This window comes from Rufibacter sp. XAAS-G3-1 (assembly GCF_013623775.1).
Lineage (GTDB): Bacteria > Bacteroidota > Bacteroidia > Cytophagales > Hymenobacteraceae > Nibribacter.
The window spans coordinates 253422-271700 of record NZ_JABFAM010000006.1 but is presented as its reverse complement, the minus strand read 5'-3'; the positions used below and the strand labels follow the sequence as shown (position 1 = coordinate 271700).

Genomic DNA, 18279 nt, shown 5'->3' with positions numbered 1-18279 from the left:
GGAACAAGAAAACTCTGCCCAAAGCTCTAAACGGGTTCTTTGTTTCATGAAGCCGTTTAGAGCTTGTTTTAAAGAAAACACGCCTTAAACGAGCTGATGAATTTTGATCTTGTCAAACATGAACGCTTGATTGAATGAAGGAAAAGCGACTTCTGTTTACGTTATTTAAGACAAAAAATGCCTGCCGGTGACAAGCCGGCAGGCAAACAGACAAACAACAAAAAAACTGAAACAAGAAACTAACTTCCGTATGGGGGGCTACGGAAGACAACTCAAAAACTTAATATCGTATTCCCGGGTGGCCGGTAAGTGAATCAAACTCAAAGGTTCCTAAGAAGAATCCATCTAACACAAAGCCTTCTGACAAGCTAGTGGTTGAGAATTCCATGAGGTTAGATATGGAAGTAGAAGAATACGTTCCTATCTTACCAAGCAATGACTGGGCAGTTTGGCCACCTGGCTTTTTGGAAGCCCTTACATCTACGGTTAGGTGAGATTGGTGATGTAAAGTGTTCATTAAACTAGACCCAGATACATTCATTTCCATTTGCTTATTATTATGATACAATAATACAGGGTACTATGGTCTCAAAACAGGAAAGAATCATTATATCTATAACTTGAATATTTCATGAAAGTTATTGTACTTTAAGTGCTGATAAACGCGTATTTTGCTCTTTATACCATTGTTTCCATGTTATTATGGTAGGAATACAGGAACAAAAAGGGTTATTTTGTAACGGATTTGTCCCTGTTTTGAGCAGATAAACTATGACCTAAAACCTGAAGACTGAAGATACTACCCAGTAATAAAGCGGCGGGAAAGACCAAAAGCCACCAAGCCTCAACTGAAAAACGTGCATTTGCCAACATTTTACCCCATGAAGGCACATCTGCCGGTATCCCTATTCCTAAGTAAGCCAAAGTAGACCCTACCCCTAATAATCCGGAAGCAGCAAAACAGAAGTTCGTTAGAATTGGCCCCTTCAGAGAGGGTAAGATAAAATGGGTGAAGACTCTGTTGAAGGGAATACCCAGGGCCTGTGCGGTTTCATAGTAAGATCCTTTCTTCAACTGCAAAACGCTGGCCCTGGCTATACGGGCAGGTAAGACCCAGTAGGTGGCAGTTATCCAGCCCATTAACGTGAGCATGGAAAAAGGAGTGAAGGCGGTAAGGATCAATAGTAAAAGTAACTTTGGCAGGGTAGACCAGAGATCAATTATCTTTTGAAGCCCTTCGTCTACGGGTAAGGTCAGCAATGTTCTTTTCTTTGAGAAAGCAGAACCAGGTTTTCGGTTCAATACATAACATAAAAGGAGAATACCGCTCCCGTAATATAGCCAGCGTGTAAACGGGTAGTCTGACAAGGGAGGCCAGTAGCGAATGATGGAATGTAGAACCAGGTACGCCACTAGCAACAAAGCCAGCGTAAGAAGTTTTCTTACGGTGATTTTCACGCCATTATTGCCCAGAATGGCGGCTCCTGAACCAAACAGAACACCAATGGCGGTTGCTACAATCAAAGGCGGTACAGCTAGAAGCCATGCCGTGCGGCAGCTGAGGAATAAATAATATAAAACATCCCTGCCTAGTTGGTCTGTTCCCAAAAGGTGCTCTACGGAAGTGAAAGGAGGGAGGTAGGCCTGTTCTGGAATGGCTACTGCCTGTTTTCCCTGCCATAACAGGATTTGGGAAATAAAGGCGGCAATTGAAAAAAGAACTAGCCAGGACATAGATGCTTTTTCAGCAAACGATAAAGGCTGTCGCGATGGTGTTTCTCCCATAAACTCCTTAGTTGCTTCTCATTCTTGGGTCAAGCCAGCCATACAATAGCTCTGTAAGCCACACGATGAGTAGCCTGAAAATCAGAAACAGGAGGGTTAATCCTACCAATACCGGGTAATCGGCCGAAAGGATGGACTTTGCCAGCAAGCTCCCCAAACCAGGTAAAGAAAACGTAATCTCCACCACCAACACACCGGCCAGTAACCCAATAATGACTTCACTAAGAATGGTTATACTGGGGAGTAAGGCATTGGGTAAAGCGTGTTTCCGAAGTGTTTTCTTGAAAGTAAGCCCTTTTGCTAAAGCTGTGCGCTGGTATAAAACCTGGGTTTGCGCAACAAGGCTTCTGTGAAACTGTAGCGTAAGATGGGGGATGAGCAAGAGCGATATACAAAGACTTCCTAGCAGGATTGACGGTGTTCCAAGTATATCCAGTAAAACACTGCCATCATCCACCAAAAATGGGTTGAAAATAGAACCTCCAGCTCCTAAAAATATACTAAGTAAGAAGAGGGCGATCATGAAAGACGGAATACTATCCAATACATACAGAAACTGCTGCGTAAGATAGGTAAATACGCTTGATGGGTTTTCTGTGAAGTGTAACCCCATGAAGTACGAAACCACCATCGCAAAAAGTAACCCTACCAATCCTACTATTATTGATACACCCGCGGCTTCTTTTATTTTAAAGGAAACGGCTTGATAATCCTGCGTAGATGCGCCCAAGTCACCTTTTAGGGTTTTGACCATCCAATCATGATAGAGGTTATCACTCCCGTGCCATTGCACAACGGGCAGGTAATTGGTTAAGGTAGACGGCGTCTTTCGTAATTTTTGCCAAGAAGTGAGAAGCTGGCTTGAAACGGAAAGGGAAGAGGCACGCAATCTGTTTGCAATTTCCTTTTCTTGAACAACCCTGTCTGTGGGTGAATCACTGATTGACCAGGAGAGTAGATGGTTGAGCAGCGTTCTTTTCTCTGACTCTGCCGCACGTAATTGCCACTGCTGCCAAATGGAATAAAAACTTTCGGCCTCTCTGTTTCCATGCCAGAGAACAGCCTTCTCAGCCCACGGCCTGTCAGTTGCTGTGGCTTGCAATTTTCCGGCTAATGCATGCCCCCTCAAGGCTAGATCGAAGTAAAAGAGAGGCTTACCTAAACCCGTTCTCTCCAGATAGTCACTTCTAACTTGCTCAAGGATAGCAGCATTTGTTGCCCCATGCATGGAAAGGTCTGCGTCTTCCATGCCTTTTGGTGCATTGGCAGAAGGCAATAAGCGGCTCATTAGGAAAACACAGGAAGCGGTGAGCCAAAGCAGGAGAATAAATTTGGTGAGTCGAAGGAATATATTCAACAACGACATAGCTGTTTATTTCTTTAAAAAAGCTCTGGTCACATCATACCCAGGTTTTAAACCAGATATAATCACAGAATCCATCTGCTTTGATACCGCTATTCTGTTTTTTGAAAAGTAGAGGAAAATCATGTTGCTTTCTTCCTGCATCTTTTGCTGAAGAGATTTCAAAAGTAATGCTTTCTCTTCAGGCAGTTCCTCATTGGCAATTTTTTCAAGGAGAAGGTCAGTCTCAGCGGTTCCAAAACTAGTCACATTGCCTCCGCCATTTTTAGCATTAGAAGTATGGAGCAATGGAATAAGGTTATAGGAGAATGGATTACCTATCAATGTTCTGAAATAGAGATCAAACTTCCTGGTTTGCAGTCTCTCGCTTATCTGACTGCTCTCCAGTGCCTGAAGGGTCACCGGAATTCCCAGTGATTTCGCATTCTGCTGAAAGAGTAAACTCATGTTTTCAAAATCAGAGTTGCCTACTTTATGTAACAGATCAAGCTTTAGCTGGTGAATTTTTCCATTTATCTTCTTTTCCCATCCGGTAGAAGTCTGCCTCCATCCGGCAGCTAGTAATAAATTTCTGGCTTTTGGTTTGTCAAACTTGAGTATTGGTAAATCTGAGTTATAGAATTCTTTTTCCTGAGGGTGTACAAAGCCAACAGTTGGGGTTGCTAATCCTCCTTGTAAAGAGTTTATTATCTGGGGGATATCTAGTAAATGGGCTAGAGCCTGTCTGGTTGAACGATCTTGTAAGATAGGATTTTGCCCATTAACCCCCATGAAAATGAGTTCATAGGAAGTTGGAGTGTGAAAGTTGAAAAGTTGCTGGTACTTCCTTTCTCTCTGCATCTCCAGGAATGGAATCAAAGGAATGTTGTCCATCAACTCCAATTGGCTAGCCTTCAAAGCTAAAATGGCGGAGGCATTATCAGGTATTATTTGGAAAACAATATGGCTTGGTCTTGCCTGTAGTGCAGGAACATGGGGATTAACGCCGTCTCCCCACCAAGGCTTCTTTTTCTCTAAAGTGATTGACTGGCCAGCATTCCACTTTCTTAGTCTATAAGGGCCACTTCCTTTAATCAAAGAAGTATCTCTTGCCATAGCTACATTATTAATAATGGTAGCAAAGGCCTTAAAAGTTGGGGTAAGGGCAAGAGAATCAAATTTCTGTCTTATCAATTGATAGGAGACGGAAGCAAGGGTACCTTTTGGGTCAAATTGATAAGATGGGAGGACAAAAAAATCACCTGCCATTAGCCTCATTTCAGGTGTATATCCAGAGCAGACCAAAGTAAAGCTTCTAGGATCTCTCTGGGAAAGCTGAATATCTTTGATGAATTCGTACTGAGCTCGCCAGCGTTCATTGTCAATAAGCGGACTATGGAGTAGCTTTAGAGAGAAAGCCACGTCCTGAGCAGTGATGGGTGATCCGTTATCCCATTGGGCTTCGGGACGAATGGAAAAAGTAAATAAAGAGGTTGAATCTGTTTTGCGTACGCTTGGTAGCTCTGCCGCAAGTAACGGACGAATTGACTTATCCGCTAAATCAACAGTTAATAGGCTTTGGTATACGTGGTTAAGTATCTGAAGTGCTGGAGCATTCCCATAGCTAAGAGGGTGTAGTGACTCTGGATCTTGATCAAATCTTATTCTAATGCCCGTTTCTTCTGGTTTAGAAGTGCAGGAGAGAATACATATAAAAATGAAGCTAAGGCATTTTGCGCAGTAGTTTTTCATATAGAGCGATCAATGTAGGCATAAGCCCAGCTCAATATTACAAAACTTGCTTCAAAATGCCTTAGCTCATTTATAGTACTCCTAAAGATAGAGATGAATCAACTTTAAGAGGCGTTCTATCAATTATATTTGATGTATTAGTTTCTTGTGTCCCAGGTACCTGTTCCGCCACGGCTAGGTTCAGAACCTGAATCTGTATCCTGAGTTGTCGCTGCAGTACTTACTGAAGTTGTAGCCGCTTTGGCTTTTTCATTGTCCTTTTTAACTGTTGTATCTCCATTCAAGGTAGCAAGTTGAAGCAGGAGGGCGAGTAGTAATTCTATCATGGCTGTATTGAATGTTTAAAAGTATGGTACAAATATGGGTGATTGGGGAGGGGAAGAAAAGGAAACTTCTGGTGAATTTGTAACTATGGTTATATTAATAAAAAATATAAAATTATTAATATATAGCTCTTTATTGATTTAATTTATATCGTATCATAATGTAATTTTACGTAATTTTAAACTGATATTGAAGCAAAAAGAATTACTTATATAGTCAAAGACATCAAAGTCATTGAATATGGTTCACCTTATTTCAAGAATCTATGAACAATGGAAGAATTAATAAAATTAGTGCAAATAGTTGAAAAAAGAGGTGGCATGCCGCCTCATGTTTTTACCGTTAATTCTAAAGAAAAGCAATTATATAGAGAAATTATAACAGGCCAGATTCATGACGAATCTTCCGCCAATCTTATTCTTTATTCAAATGGGCAGGATAAAGGAGGGTTGAAAATGGTTAAATCAAGACTTAGGAAGAAGTTAATGAATCAGCTTTTTTTCATTGATGAAAACATAGGAAATAACCAAGGTTCACATGCCATAGAACAAAGTTGCCTAGCAAAATTCTTGCAGGCAAGGGTTTTGCTAGATGCGGGGGCCAATAACCTGGCTTTGCCATTGCTGAAACAAGCCTTGTCTAAGGCGGCTGAATATGATTTCACTTATATCTCTTCCTTGTGTTTGCGGGCGATTATTCAAGCTTATGTTAATTTAAAAGAAACAACTCTATTTTACAAAGCGGTAGACCAATTGAAAACTGTAACGTCTAAACTGACTGCTGACCAGGAATCAGAAATGATTTTTTCAGAGGCCAATATAGAGCTCAGCCGTTCAATTGTAGCCCGAAAAGATTACCTCCAAAGGGTAGATCAGGTACTAGGTAAAATGAATAAAATATGGCAAGATGCCAAAACGTTTGAAACGTTTAATAATTATTATAGGCTCTCCATGTGGCTGCATGAGTTAAATGGCAATTTTGACCAAATTGTTAATTTGACAGATAGATCAGAACAAATTTTAAAGGACTATAAAAATGTGGCAAAAAGATTTGATCATCGGTATAATCAATTCATACAGGTATATGCTCACTTAAGAGCTAAAAAACTAGAGCAAGGCCTAGCTCTGGCTAATGCGTATTTACCTTCTTTTAGTCCTTCAAGCAACAACTGGTTTGCCTATATGGAGAACTATACTTTGTTGGCTATCCATGCAAAGAAGTATGAAGTGGCGCATATGTTGTTGCATCAGGTTCAGGAAAACCCCTTTATTAAGAAAATAAATAAGTTGGCCCAGGAAAGGTGGACTTTGTTTGAGGCCTACTTACAATTTATAGCACCTGAGAAAGAGAATCCGTTGAAGTGGCAAAGTTTAGTACATAATGCCCCAACCTACAGTAAGGATAAAGAAGGGTTCAATGTTGCAATCCTTATTTTACAGGTAATGTACTATCTTGAAATTGCTGACTATGAAGCTTTAGAGTATAGAGTGGACTCCTTGAAAAAGTACGCCCAGCACCACTTTAAGGATAGCTTTAGTGAACGCAGTCGAATTTTTTTCAAGCTTTTAACGGTATTGGTAAGCTCCAATTTTGATTATTCTGTTACCCATAAAAAAGGAAGCCATCTGTATCAGAAATTGCAAAAGACTCCAACTCCCGGAGACGCTTATGCTGAAATTGAGATTATACCTTATGAGCATTTATGGGAGCTTGTATTAAATAGAATAAAGAATACAACCCTACATGCAAAGCAGTGAGATGGGGTAATTGATTTAGTTTTAGTGTGATGAATAACAATTTAAACTTAATGTGAAATACCTTTATTAGTGCTTGAATAGGGTAGCTCTTATACTTGATTTATAAGGGAGTAAATCAGAATTGTATTCTATAGCCTAAATAGGGATAAATGCCCAGCTGGTAATATTCCTTTGCTTCATTCTCCTCTAAATCCCAGCCATAGTAAAGTTCGTTTTTTCTGTTGAAGATGTTGTCTGCGGCTGCAAAAAACCAGTGGGTTGTTTTCTTGGTGTTCAGCTGGTAGGAGAGACGAAGGTCGGTTCTGAAGTAGTTTCTGAGTTTGGGTATATAGGCATTTTCAACATCGTAATAAATTTTATCGGTTGGTTCTTGATTGGTTCTTTCTTTGTCAATTGGAATGTACCTTCTGCCCCCGGCATAATTGATTCTAAGATCCAAGGAAAGGTGATGTCTATTGTCGTAACCCAATTTAATTTCTTTTCCTAAAAGTAGGTTAGAAATAAAGCCGATGCTAAAGGCGGTTGGCCGTTCTTTCCCATCGCCTCCGGTGAAAGTAGACTTCAGCAGCGAGAGGTTGGCTAAGGCGTAGAAACCATCTTTGAGAAAGCGTTCGGCGGTGAATTCTATGCCGTAGTTTTTGCCGGTTCCTGTGCTCACAACACTGTCTACGGTAACAAAGCTGTAGTCGGTGCCCAGGTTGAGCATGGAGAAAGCTTCTTCTCCCTCTCTTTTACTTACCGGAGCATTATAATGGTACTGGTAGTATGCCTCTGCTTTTAGACGCCAACTTGAATTGAGAGAGTAGTTATAGCCTAACACAACCTGACGGCTTCTGGTAAAATCCAGTTGGTTGTACGGTTGATTGAAAACAGGCTGTTCTTGCGAAAAGAACCTGTATTCATAGTAAACCAAGGGTTGGGTTTGGCTGTGGAATCCGGCGGAAAGGTGGACTTTGTGGGCATCCGTAATATAATAATCAAACGTGATTCTGGGCTCTACGGCTAACCGCTCCCCAATGGAAAATTTTTGGGCGTATAATCCGGCCTGCACGTCAAGTTGGGGGGAGATAGAATACTTAGACAGAAAATAGCCTTGTAACAAGGTGGCAGAACCCTGGGCATCCAGCGGAATCTCGTACACATCCCTGGGATATTGATACATGATTTCTTGGTTGTTGTAGTACATTTTCTGCCAGGTGAAGCCGCTTTTGAACAACAGCCCAGGCGTAGGTTTGTGGGTGACAGTAAACCGGGTTATGAGTTGCCTTTCGTAATTGCGCAAGTAGTAGAACAATCTGGAGGTGAGATTCCTAAAGGTGGCAATGCTGGTGGCCTCTACCTGGCTGCCCGAAGTAGAGATGATCAGTTCGGTGACTGTTTTAGGGATCTTAGAATAGGTATGATGCACTCCAAAAGCGTACATCTGGTTGTACAAGGTGGGCTCCAGCCTATAATGAACCTTTCCCCAGGTGGTAGTATCTTCGTCTATGTCATAAATGGTGACGCTGCTGCTACCGGCAATGCCCCAGGCAGAGAACTTGCCCGCTGTAGGCGTAGGCAACACAATTTTAAAGGAGCCGTCCTGAAATCTGGGCAGACCTTGATAGCCAATGTTCACTCCTAATTCTTCCAGTGGCCGAAACGTAAAGAGACGCATACTGCCCAGAAAAGAGCCGCCCCACTTTTTCACTAAGGGGCCTTCCGTGACCACTTCCATTCCGTTCAGGCCAATCTGTAATGTATTCTCTACTCTTTTGTTATTGCCCTCCCGTAAGCGTACGTCCATGACTGCCCCAATTCGGTTTCCGTACTCGGCGGGGAAGGCGCCCGTCAGGAAGTCTGAATTGTCCAGCAGGTTGTTATTGAGCATACTGAACGCCCCACCGGTATTAGGCGTGAACGTAAAATGGTTTGGGTTGGGAATTTCTACCCCTTCCAGGCGCCAGAGAACACCTAAGGGAGAATTGCCTCTCACAATGATATCGTTCCGCTGGTCTGAAGCACTGGAAACGCCCGCGTAATTGGCTGCCATCCGGCTGGGATCTTGCCGGGAGCCCGCAAACCGGTTGATTTCTTCGGTACGAAGCGTATGCACACTGGAGGAAATGAGTAGGTTCTGGGGAAGGGCTTTGTCTCTTTCGGCCTCAATTAACACTTCGGCCTGCTGAATGAAACTTTCTTCCATTTGGACAGAGATGACCGTTTCTTTTCCTGACACAAGCATAATATTCGGCAGCTCAGCGTCTTTGTACCCCAGGTAAGAAACCTGAAGGGTATGTCTGCCAATTGGTAGTTTTTCCAACGCAAAAGATCCGTCTAGGCCGGTGCTCACGGCCCGGTTGGGATCAACGGATAGGAGGGAGACGGTGGCACCTATCAAAGGCGTTTTTAGTCCGGCATCTATCACGGTTCCTCGTAGGGTTTGCGTAAAGGTCTTCAAAGAAACAGCGTTGTCTTTCATCCCATTCTTTGGTTTTAGGACAATCTGTTCCCCAATAATCTGGAAGGAAAGATCAGCACAGGCACATAAAGCTTGCAGGGCTTTCTCTAAAGGGAGCGAGGTAGCCGCGCAGGAAACTTTAGTAGTAAGTGGCAGTTGACTGTTGCTATAGAAAAAATTCAGAGAATACCGCTTCTGCAAATCTTCCAGAACCTGCTCTAAGGTTTTATTCTGGTAGTGAAAGGAAACAGACACCCCAGCCGGTAATTCCTGCGCTCCCGATCTCAAGGGGAAGAAGATCAGGAAAACAACACAAAAACAGAGGCATACTTGTTTAAGCAAAACCGGTCATTTGAAGGGGATGGATGTTGGTAAACGGCAGAAATCTGCTCGCTAATTTCTGAAATTCATGAATATTTACAAAATTCAATTATCATGAAATAGGAATTTAGCTGTGTTCTGTATTGATATTTTAATTTAAAGCTGCATCCTAGAAAGTAAATGGTAAATGCTCCTTCTCCAAAGCGCGCGTTTCTTGCCTGTTTTTGGAAAAAGAGGCTCAAAACAGAATTTTAAAACTATGAAGCTGTTTGGAGCTTTCTGCCTGTTTTCAGAAAAACAACCTAAAAACAGAGGTACAAGCGGATGCTTACGCCAGAGTATAAATAAACCTCTTGATTTTGGCCTGTTTTTGTAAAAGCAGCCTGAAAACGACGGCACAAACGGACGCCTGCACCAGGGGAATTGCTTTAAATGCCGGTTTATGAAAACTCTAAACAGGTTCTATGAGTGGCATTAGCCTGAGTTATTAGCGGAATCCGTTTTAAGGGTCTTTTACCGAAAACAGGCAATAAACAGTTCCTCTTTGGGGAATAGATTAAAATGTTTGAGCACTCCTCAAGAAAGTAAGTTGCTTAGCAGTTACTTAAAGGTTTAGCGCAAAGAATCTGCGGGATGTTGAAACTGGAATTTTATACCCCTGTGCAATGATTGGTTCGCCTTTGAGGGAGATGGTGGAGCGCCAGAACCCACCCTTACCCCTCCGAGGAGGGGAATGCGCCTTTATAGGAGAAGAGAGGCAATACAGCTAGCCCCTAATTACTACCCTTGCTATTCGGGAGTTCTACTCCCGAACCTGTCTGCTGCGGATTTCCACTCTGCCGGGAGCCACGGCAAAAGAAGGGGAGTGGAACTCCCCGGCAGGTTGCTTCCGGAGTGGAACTCCGGAAGAGCGGGCATACTTTTACTGCTGCCATTACTTACTTTCCCCGGTTCCAGTCTTCCCCGAGCGCGCCTCGCTTTTGGCCCTGAATAGACATGAGCCAAGAGAAGAGAACTTCCCAGGCTGAAAGGGCAGTGCGAGAGGGGAAGACGGGCCCCCGCGGCCGTGAGCGCTTACCGCCAAAGATGAAACAACAAAGTATTTGCACCCACGCAAGAAGCAGACAAGCCAAGGGAATAGCAGAAGGCATGTCACTGTCAATCCCCCAAAGAAAGCCAAAGCGCAGAAAGGAACCTATTCCTATTAACCTGAAAGGATCTTGGTTACAAACGGCAATGGCGTTTATTCACTTCATTCCCAATTCGCTCCAAGATCCTTACAGGATGACAGAAGGAATGATTCAATCATCCTGTAGTACTTTGCCCCAACCTGTGGTAAACGTGGAGACGAGAGAAGGAGAGCCGCGGTAATATATGTTTCCGCTGCCGTTAACTGTTGCTTCCAGAACTTTATCTACCCAAATCTGCTGGTGTCCGGAACCGGTTGATTTGGCTTCCACCGTATCTGCCCGAAGAGAATACCCGAGAATTTTTCCTGAGCCGGTCAACGTGGTCTCCAGGTGAGAGACAAAGCCATCCAAGTCTACGTCGCCTGAGCTAGTGTGGGTAACTTGGATGCGGTTTGTGCTTCCCAGGTACCTGACAGTTCCTGAACCGGTTAATCTTATCTTAAGACCCTTAGAGGACGGCACTGCTTGAATCCTCATCTGCCCGGAGCTTTGGAGCTCGGCGTATTCTATGTCTGGTAAGGTGATGTACACGGTGGTTTCCTCATCAGAATATTCTAAACAAGATTCTGATCTGATTACCAAGGTGCTGCCTTCCAGTTCGGTCACAATTTCGGGTAGAAGATTGGCGAAGCTCTCCACCTTCACTTCAGCCTTTGGCCCGGCAGTGACATAGACATTTCCGGCTATCCGCATGTCCACTCCAGTAAAGGAGGGTACAGCCCTGGCTTCTGTTTTGCTTTGGCCATCTCCCTCTAAACAGGGGCTGTCACCTAAAATGTCACAGGCCGTGAAGATGCCCAGAAAACAGAGTAGCAAGAGGGAATGGAAACTTACTCTAAGGTGCATGATGGTGTTCAAATACCTCTGCAGGGGAAAGGTACTTATTGGCAACCTGCCCCTTCAATGGTGTAAGATCCGGTTTGAGAACGGCTTATTTTCAAATCTGATGAGGCAATCAAAACCGCTAGGATTTCATCTAACTCAGGGTTCTCAAACGTGCCGGTGAACGTGCAGGCTTGCAGCTTCTGGTCAGGGATGGCCACAGAAACTTTGAAATACGCTTCTAATTGTTGCGCCACAGCCTTGATAGACGTATTGTCAAATTCCAGCGTCCGCCAGGTGCTGGCAGAAGTTTCCAGCGTCTGTTTCTTGGCAAGTTGGCCATTGGCCGAAAGCTGTCCGGTAAACCCTGGGGTCAGCAGAACTTGCTGATGGTCTTTCAGGGAAGAGAAAGCTACTTTGCCGGTAACCACCGCCACCGAAACGTTTGGCTCATCCTTGATGGCCCTCACGTTAAAGGACGTGCCTAGTACTTTGGTTTGGGCGTTACCGCTTTTCACAATAAACGGCTGCTCTGGGTTTTTCCTGACTTCAAAGAAACCTTCGCCCACCAATTCCACCTGGCGCTCAGCGCCATTGAAAGCGGTCTGGTAGCGGAGGGTCGAATTTTCATTGAGGGTCACCTGGCTGCTGTCTGGTAGATAAATCAGTTGCCTTTGGCCGGCTGCGGTGGCTACCTGGGCCCAGGCAGAAGAGGACGTGTTAAATTGCAAATACCCTAACCAAGCTAAACCGGCGGCCAGAACAAGCGCGGCGGCGTACTTGTATAGGGTATTCCAGGGGGAGAGCTGTCTTTCTACGGTTACGGTTGGCTCTAAAGAGGCAACTGGCTCAGCGGGTATCAGCGGAATGACTTTGGTCTCTGTAGGAAACTCTAGTTTGGCGCTCAGTTTAGTCCAGGCCAGGTCTGCATCTGGCTGGAAGGCCTGGTTTTGTTCTGCGCCAACTTGATCCCAAACTTCCAGCGCGTCTGTCCATTGTTGCGTGTGTGCTTCATCTTGGTTTAACCAGGCAGAAAATGCAACCTGTTCTTCTTCGGTGAGCTCTCCGCGCAAAGCTTTCGCCATCAAGACCCATTCTGGGTTCTCGTGGGTGTTCGGTTTTGTTTGTGTCATGGTAGTGTTAGTGTCGTGGTATCTGTAAGACAGATGAAAGGAGGGTAACCCCTATGCCCACTTCAATCATTTGTTAAACTAATGTTAAAGTTTTGCCAGTCTCAGTTAAAGTTATTAAGAAAGAGCACGTTATAAATAAAAACAGCAGACGCTCACGCAACATGCGCAGGGCTTTTCCCATCTGGTTCTCAACCGTTTTAGGGGAAAGTTGCAGCGTTTCGGCTATCTCTTTGTAGGTTAATTCCTCAAACCGGCTCATTTCAAAGATAAGGCGGCACTGGGGCGGTAAATCGTTCAGGGCCTGCTGAATGCGGCTTTCCATCTCGGTTCCGGCTAGCAGTTCCATAGTAGTGTTGGCCGAAAGGGAGGCTTCAAAGGGGGAGGTGTCTTCTGCCAACACCAGGCGCTTCTGTTTCTCCAGGTAGTTCAAAGCCTGGTTGGTCACCGACCTGATAAGGTACGCCTTGTAAGATGTGTTTACCTCCAGCACCTCACGGTTTTGCCAGATTTTACAGAAGACTTCCTGCACCAGATCTTCGGCCGCCTCGGTGTCTTTGGTGAAACGCACGGCTGTTCTGCACAATAATGCGTAGTACTGCTTGAACAGCGTTTCCATGAAAAGCTTTTCATCTGTTTTGAGCAGGTGGTGCAGTTCCTGGTCTTGGGTAAGTATTGGTGTACCCATATACGTAAGATTAAGTGTACTGCAAAGGTATAAGAACCTTTAAGTTATCCTATAATTCCCGTTTAAAATCAAAATGTATGTCTCAATATTTCAGTATTTTGCTTAACTAGAACTCCAAATTGACTTTACCAAGGCCTAGTTGCCCCTATGATGCAGACCACTCTTAAAAACGACCCTAAAATCATGAAAGCCTGGTGCTTTTATGATTGGGCAAATTCTGTTTACTCGCTTGTCATCACCACCGCCATTTTCCCCATTTATTATGTCGCCCTCACCAGAGGAAACAATGGCGATATCGTCAGTTTCTTCGGAATTGAAATATCGGCCTCTGTCCTGTATAGTTATGCCTTAACCGGGGCTTTCCTGACCATTGCTTTCCTGAGTCCTCTACTCACCGCCATTGCAGACTACGGCGGAAACAAAAAGAACTTTATGCGCTTCTTCTGCTACATGGGCTCTACTGCCTGCATGGGGCTTTTCTTTTTCACCGAAGAGACTTTTTCCCTCTCGGTATTGCTGTTCATGGTGGCGGCCATCGGCTTCAGCGGGAGCATTGTGTTTTACAATTCCTACCTGCCCGAAATCGCCACGGAAGACAACTTTGACAAATTGAGCGCGCGTGGTTTTTCTTTGGGGTATATAGGCAGTATGCTTCTGTTGATTTTCTCGTTGGCCTTGGTCTTGAACAGCGAGAAATTGGGTATTGAAGATGCCGGGTTGCCGCCACGCATCTCCTTTCTGATTACGGGCCTCTGGTGGTTTGGCTTCTCGCAGTATTCGTTTGCGTACCTGCCCAATAACCCTTACAAGAAGAAAGCCGAAGGAAATTATCTGCTGAACGGGTTCAAAGAACTGGGCAGGGTAGTCAGCATGCTGAAAGAGTTGCCCTTGCTCAAGCGTTTTCTGATGGCGTTCTTTTTCTATAACATGGGCGTGCAAACCGTCATGTACGTGGCCTCCCTTTTTGGTTCTAAAGAGCTGAATTTACCCGATAATGCTTTAATTACTGTATTATTGATTATTCAGGCCGTAGCCATTGGCGGAGCTTATTTCTTTGCGTGGCTTTCGGGGAAAGTTGGGAATACCATGGCGTTGGTGTGGGCGGTGCTGGTGTGGGTGGGCATTACCATAGGTGCTTATTTTGTCACCACCGGAAATCAATATTATGTATTGGCTTTTGTAGTAGGAGCCGTGATGGGAGGGGTGCAATCGCTTTCCCGGTCTACCTACAGTAAGTTGTTGCCTGAAACCACAGACCACGCCTCTTTCTTCAGTTTCTATGACATCTGCGACAAAGTGGGCTTGGCTTTAGGCACCTTGGCGTTTGGCATTACCGAGCAAATCTTTGGGTCTATGCGCAACAGCATTCTCACCTTGCTGGTCTTTTTTGTCATTGGCCTGGCCCTGCTGTTCTCCATCAGAACCCGGAAACTGGCACCTGTTGAACCCTCTGTGTTCTAAAACCTTAAACGCCTCAGAAACGAAGAAGGGCATCCATAACAGAATGCCCTTCTTCGTTTCTGAGGCGTTTTTAGAAAAAGAGGCGGTAAATGGCTATTTTCTGCTGTACACTTTCTCTCCGTTCAAAAAGGTGCTGATCACTTTCACGTCTCTGATGGCTTCCGGCTGAATGGTCATGATGTCTTGATCCAAGATCACGAAATCCGCTACTTTGCCGGGTTCAATACTGCCTTTCTGTTTTTCCTCAAAGTTGGCGTATGCAGCCCAAATGGTAGTGCCTTTCAAGGCTTCTTCGCGGGTCAAGGCATTCTCCATCTGGAAACCACCTTCGGGGTAATTTTTAGCGTCTTGCCTCGCAATAGCCGAGTGAAAGCCAAACAGCGGATTGATATGCTCCACCGGAAAATCAGAACCCAACGGAATCATGTTGTTTTGCTGTAACAAGGCTTTAAACGCATAGGCATGTTTCACGCGGTCTAACCCCAGGCGTTCACCGGCCCAGTACATGTCTGAGGTGGCGTGCGTGGGCTGCACCGACGGCAGAATGCTGTACTTGCCAAACAGCGGAACATCGGCGGGATGCACCACCTGCGCGTGTTCAATGCGCCAGCGGCGGTCGTTCTTGCCTTTCAGGTTGTCGCCGTAAATCTGCAGAATGAGCCGGTTGGCAGAATCCCCGATGGCGTGGGTGTTCATCTGGAAATTGTGCTGGTAGATCTCAGCCGCCAGGTCTTTGTACTCCTGCACCGTTTCCAGCAGAAACCCGGTTTCATGGGGCCGGTCTGAGTACGGGTGAATGAGGCAGGCCCCCCTGGAGCCCAGTGCTCCGTCGCCGTAAACTTTGAAAGACCGGACGGTGAGCCGGTTGGTGGTGTAGGGGCCGTTCTTGAAGTAGTGGCTTTTGTTTTCAGGAGATGGGCTCAGCATGGCGTAAACCCTGATGCGCAGTTCCTCTTTCTTCTGAAGGGAGTCCAGCAGGTCTACCGAGCCTTTGCTCAAACCGGCGTCTACCACCGAGGTAAGGCCAACGGCAAACAGGTTCTGCTCGGCTTTCTTCAGCATTTGGGTTAGCTCCGTTACCGAGGGAGAGGGGATTTGCGCCACCACCTGGTTCGCGGCTTTGTCTACGAGCAAACCCGTGAGTTTCCCGTTTTTCACTTCCACTTTGCCCCCAACAACGGTGGTTTGCGGCGTGACGCCCGCCAAATCCAGCGCCTTCTGGTTTGCCAGGGAGGCGTGGCCGTCTATGCGCTCAATGATCACGGGTACGTTGGGGAAAAGCGCGTCCAGGGTGTCTTTGGAGGGGAATTGCTTTCCTGGCCAGTCGTTCTGATCCCAGCCCCGGCCGGTAAGCCAGGCCGCCTGCGGGTACGCCTGGCGGTGGGCCTGCAGACGCTGTACCACTTCCGTGAAGGAGGTGGCGCCTACCAAATCGGCCTCGCGCTGGTTCATGGCGTACCCCAGGAAGTGCGCGTGTGCGTCAATCAGGCCCGGGTACACGGGTTTGCCCTGCGCGTCTACTTCTTGGGTGGCCTTGTACTTCTGGCGCAACGTCTCTGACGTGCCCACTTCCAGAATCTTGCCTTCTCTCACGGCAAAGGCCTGCGCCTTGTCAAAGCTGGGGTTGACGGTGTACACGGTGGCGTTGTACACCAGCAGATCGGCCTTTTCGCCTTGGGTACAGGCTGAAAAGAGGGAAAGCCCCAGCAAGGCAGCCAAGCCCGCTAAATTCCATTTTCTATTCATAGCGCAGGTGTTTTACAGATTCTCCGGAGTCACGGAGTTCCATTAAAGAATCAATTCCAATCTGGAGGTGTTTGGTTACAAAGTCACTGGTAATGCGCAGATCGCTTTCGGCGGTTTTCACACCGTCCGGAGTCATGGGGTTGTCAGAGACCAGCAACAAAGCCCCGTGCGGAATATCGTTCATAAAGCCTACCACAAAGATAGTGGCGGTTTCCATGTCCACGCCCAGGGCGCGAATAGAGCGCAGGTATTCTTTGAACTCCTCGTCATGCTCCCACACGCGGCGGTTGGTGGTGTACACGGTACCAGTCCAGTAGTCCATCTCATGCTTTTTGATCATGGACGAAACGGCGCGCTGTAAGCGGAAGGAGGGAAGAGCAGGAATCTCTGGTGGCAGGTAATCATCAGACGTTCCTTCGCCCCTAATGGCCGCGATAGGAAGGATCAAATCTCCCAACTTCGACTTCTTCAAGCCTCCGCATTTACCCAGGAACAGGGCCGCCTTCGGTTTCACCGCCGAGAGGAGATCCATCACGGTTGCCGCCATGGCACTTCCCATCCCGAAGTTGATGATGGTGATGTTATGGGCCGTGGCGGTCTGCATGGGTTTGTCAGAGCCTTTGATCTCCACCTCAAACTGGTTGGCGAACATCACCACGTAGTTAAGGAAATTGGTCAGTAAGATGTATTCGCCAAATTCATTGAGGGGCCTACCCGTGTACCGGGGAAGCCAGTTCTCCACAATCTCCTGTTTTGTCTTCATAGTTTCTTTTGGTTCGATTTTGAGAAAAACGGCTTAAAAACAACTGCTCTGCTTCCAACTTAGTACTTTTGGCGCATGGATCAGCTTTCATTGCCGGCATATTCCTACAAACTTAAGGATTATGAAGGGAAAACATTTATTCTGGATCAGGTGCGCCGCAAATATGTAGTTTTAACCCCCGAGGAATGGGTGAGGCAGCACCTTATCCACTGGCTGCACGAGCATTTGCAGTATCCGCTGGCCTTGATGAGTGTGGAGCGTGGCACCAAATACAACACCCTGCAAAAGCGTACCGATTTACGGGTGTATTCCTCAGAAGGGATTCCTTTGCTGCTGGTGGAATGTAAAGCCCCCCAGGTACCCATCACGGAAGCCACTGTACGGCAAGTGGCGGTTTACAACCAAACCATAGCCGCTCCTTATTTACTGGTTAGCAACGGCCGGGAGCATTACTGCTGGCATGTTCAGGCAGAAACCAACCAGATCACGCCCCTTCCTGTTTTGCCGTCTTTTCAGGAAATCAGCCTTAAAACGGGGGGGTGAGATTGTTCTTTTATTTCTATTGATCAACTGCTGAAAAGTAGCTGGTGCATGCCTTTTGCTGCTTCCTTGGTTGCTTGTTGCGTGGGTATTGGTGGGTGCATGCCTTTTGCTGTTTCCTTGGCTTGTCCGTTTGTTCCGTGGGTGCAGGTGCGGCTCTTTGCATAGCTTCCGCTAAGCGCTCACGGCCGCGAGGCCCCGTCTTCCCCTCTCGCACT

General features: G+C 46.0%; 13 protein-coding genes and 1 pseudogene. 3 read left to right on the top strand and 11 right to left on the bottom strand.

Features of this window, described 5'->3' with window-relative positions; all coding sequences use genetic code 11:
- Nucleotides 1-729 precede the first annotated feature (729 nt).
- The 4 genes from HHO50_RS07860 to HHO50_RS07845 all read right to left on the bottom strand — a co-directional run bounded on the left by HHO50_RS07860 (nucleotide 730) and on the right by HHO50_RS07845 (nucleotide 5205).
- Nucleotides 730-1785, bottom strand: a complete 1056-nt coding sequence (locus HHO50_RS07860; RefSeq protein ID WP_181305457.1) for an ABC transporter permease — start codon at nucleotides 1783-1785, stop codon at nucleotides 730-732.
- Between the two features lie 7 nt (nucleotides 1786-1792).
- Nucleotides 1793-3151: an ABC transporter permease gene (locus HHO50_RS07855; protein ID WP_181305456.1), complete on the bottom strand. Its 1359-nt coding sequence runs from the start codon at nucleotides 3149-3151 to the stop codon at nucleotides 1793-1795.
- Between the two features lie 6 nt (nucleotides 3152-3157).
- Complete coding sequence (locus tag HHO50_RS07850) at nucleotides 3158-4879, bottom strand: ABC transporter substrate-binding protein (protein WP_181305455.1); 1722 nt, start codon at nucleotides 4877-4879, stop codon at nucleotides 3158-3160.
- Between the two features lie 137 nt (nucleotides 4880-5016).
- Complete coding sequence (locus HHO50_RS07845; RefSeq protein WP_181305454.1) at nucleotides 5017-5205, bottom strand: hypothetical protein; 189 nt, start codon at nucleotides 5203-5205, stop codon at nucleotides 5017-5019.
- A 270-nt stretch (nucleotides 5206-5475) separates the two neighbouring features.
- Here HHO50_RS07845 and HHO50_RS07840 point away from each other — a divergent pair, with 270 nt between their 5' ends.
- Complete coding sequence (locus HHO50_RS07840; protein WP_181305453.1) at nucleotides 5476-6960, top strand: hypothetical protein; 1485 nt, start codon at nucleotides 5476-5478, stop codon at nucleotides 6958-6960.
- Between the two features lie 115 nt (nucleotides 6961-7075).
- Here the strand turns inward: HHO50_RS07840 and HHO50_RS07835 are convergent, their stop codons facing one another.
- From HHO50_RS07835 to HHO50_RS07820, 5 genes and pseudogenes are all read right to left on the bottom strand, one after another.
- Complete coding sequence (locus HHO50_RS07835; protein ID WP_181305452.1) at nucleotides 7076-9421, bottom strand: TonB-dependent receptor; 2346 nt, start codon at nucleotides 9419-9421, stop codon at nucleotides 7076-7078.
- 30 nt (nucleotides 9422-9451) lie between these two features.
- Nucleotides 9452-9655, bottom strand: a pseudogene (locus HHO50_RS21530) (DUF4974 domain-containing protein); the annotation flags it as partial.
- A 1367-nt stretch (nucleotides 9656-11022) separates the two neighbouring features.
- Complete coding sequence (locus HHO50_RS07830; protein ID WP_181305451.1) at nucleotides 11023-11757, bottom strand: head GIN domain-containing protein; 735 nt, start codon at nucleotides 11755-11757, stop codon at nucleotides 11023-11025.
- Nucleotides 11758-11792: 35 nt separating this feature from the next.
- Nucleotides 11793-12866, bottom strand: a complete 1074-nt coding sequence (locus HHO50_RS07825) for a FecR family protein (protein ID WP_181305450.1) — start codon at nucleotides 12864-12866, stop codon at nucleotides 11793-11795.
- A 73-nt stretch (nucleotides 12867-12939) separates the two neighbouring features.
- Nucleotides 12940-13551, bottom strand: coding sequence for an RNA polymerase sigma-70 factor (locus HHO50_RS07820; protein WP_181305449.1), 612 nt, complete (start codon nucleotides 13549-13551; stop codon nucleotides 12940-12942).
- A 147-nt stretch (nucleotides 13552-13698) separates the two neighbouring features.
- Here HHO50_RS07820 and HHO50_RS07815 point away from each other — a divergent pair, with 147 nt between their 5' ends.
- Entirely contained in the window at nucleotides 13699-15012 is a 1314-nt protein-coding gene (locus HHO50_RS07815) for an MFS transporter (RefSeq protein ID WP_255478648.1), read from the top strand.
- Between the two features lie 93 nt (nucleotides 15013-15105).
- On the opposite strand, the gene HHO50_RS07810 is transcribed toward HHO50_RS07815, so the two are convergent.
- Nucleotides 15106-16758, bottom strand: a complete 1653-nt coding sequence (locus tag HHO50_RS07810; RefSeq protein WP_181305448.1) for an amidohydrolase — start codon at nucleotides 16756-16758, stop codon at nucleotides 15106-15108.
- Complete coding sequence (locus tag HHO50_RS07805) at nucleotides 16751-17521, bottom strand: AMP nucleosidase (protein ID WP_181305447.1); 771 nt, start codon at nucleotides 17519-17521, stop codon at nucleotides 16751-16753. Before HHO50_RS07805 ends, HHO50_RS07810 begins: the two co-directional genes overlap by 8 nt.
- 75 nt (nucleotides 17522-17596) lie before the next feature.
- On the opposite strand from HHO50_RS07805, the gene HHO50_RS07800 reads away from it, so the two are divergent.
- A complete protein-coding gene (locus tag HHO50_RS07800) occupies nucleotides 17597-18064 on the top strand; it encodes a type I restriction enzyme HsdR N-terminal domain-containing protein (RefSeq protein WP_181305446.1) in 468 nt (155 codons plus the stop codon).
- Nucleotides 18065-18279: the final 215 nt, after the last annotated feature.

Coding starts and splice junctions, on each gene's coding strand:
- HHO50_RS07830 (WP_181305451.1), bottom strand. CDS start 11,757: ATGCACCTTAGAGTAAGTTTCCATTCCCTCTTGCTACTCTGTTTTCTG.
- HHO50_RS07815 (WP_255478648.1), top strand. CDS start 13,699: ATGATGCAGACCACTCTTAAAAACGACCCTAAAATCATGAAAGCCTGG.
- HHO50_RS07860 (WP_181305457.1), bottom strand. CDS start 1,785: ATGGGAGAAACACCATCGCGACAGCCTTTATCGTTTGCTGAAAAAGCA.
- HHO50_RS07855 (WP_181305456.1), bottom strand. CDS start 3,151: ATGTCGTTGTTGAATATATTCCTTCGACTCACCAAATTTATTCTCCTG.
- HHO50_RS07810 (WP_181305448.1), bottom strand. CDS start 16,758: ATGAATAGAAAATGGAATTTAGCGGGCTTGGCTGCCTTGCTGGGGCTT.
- HHO50_RS07845 (WP_181305454.1), bottom strand. CDS start 5,205: ATGATAGAATTACTACTCGCCCTCCTGCTTCAACTTGCTACCTTGAAT.
- HHO50_RS07835 (WP_181305452.1), bottom strand. CDS start 9,421: ATGAAAGACAACGCTGTTTCTTTGAAGACCTTTACGCAAACCCTACGA.
- HHO50_RS07820 (WP_181305449.1), bottom strand. CDS start 13,551: ATGGGTACACCAATACTTACCCAAGACCAGGAACTGCACCACCTGCTC.
- HHO50_RS07805 (WP_181305447.1), bottom strand. CDS start 17,521: ATGAAGACAAAACAGGAGATTGTGGAGAACTGGCTTCCCCGGTACACG.
- HHO50_RS07850 (WP_181305455.1), bottom strand. CDS start 4,879: ATGAAAAACTACTGCGCAAAATGCCTTAGCTTCATTTTTATATGTATT.
- HHO50_RS07825 (WP_181305450.1), bottom strand. CDS start 12,866: ATGACACAAACAAAACCGAACACCCACGAGAACCCAGAATGGGTCTTG.
- HHO50_RS07800 (WP_181305446.1), top strand. CDS start 17,597: ATGGATCAGCTTTCATTGCCGGCATATTCCTACAAACTTAAGGATTAT.
- HHO50_RS07840 (WP_181305453.1), top strand. CDS start 5,476: ATGGAAGAATTAATAAAATTAGTGCAAATAGTTGAAAAAAGAGGTGGC.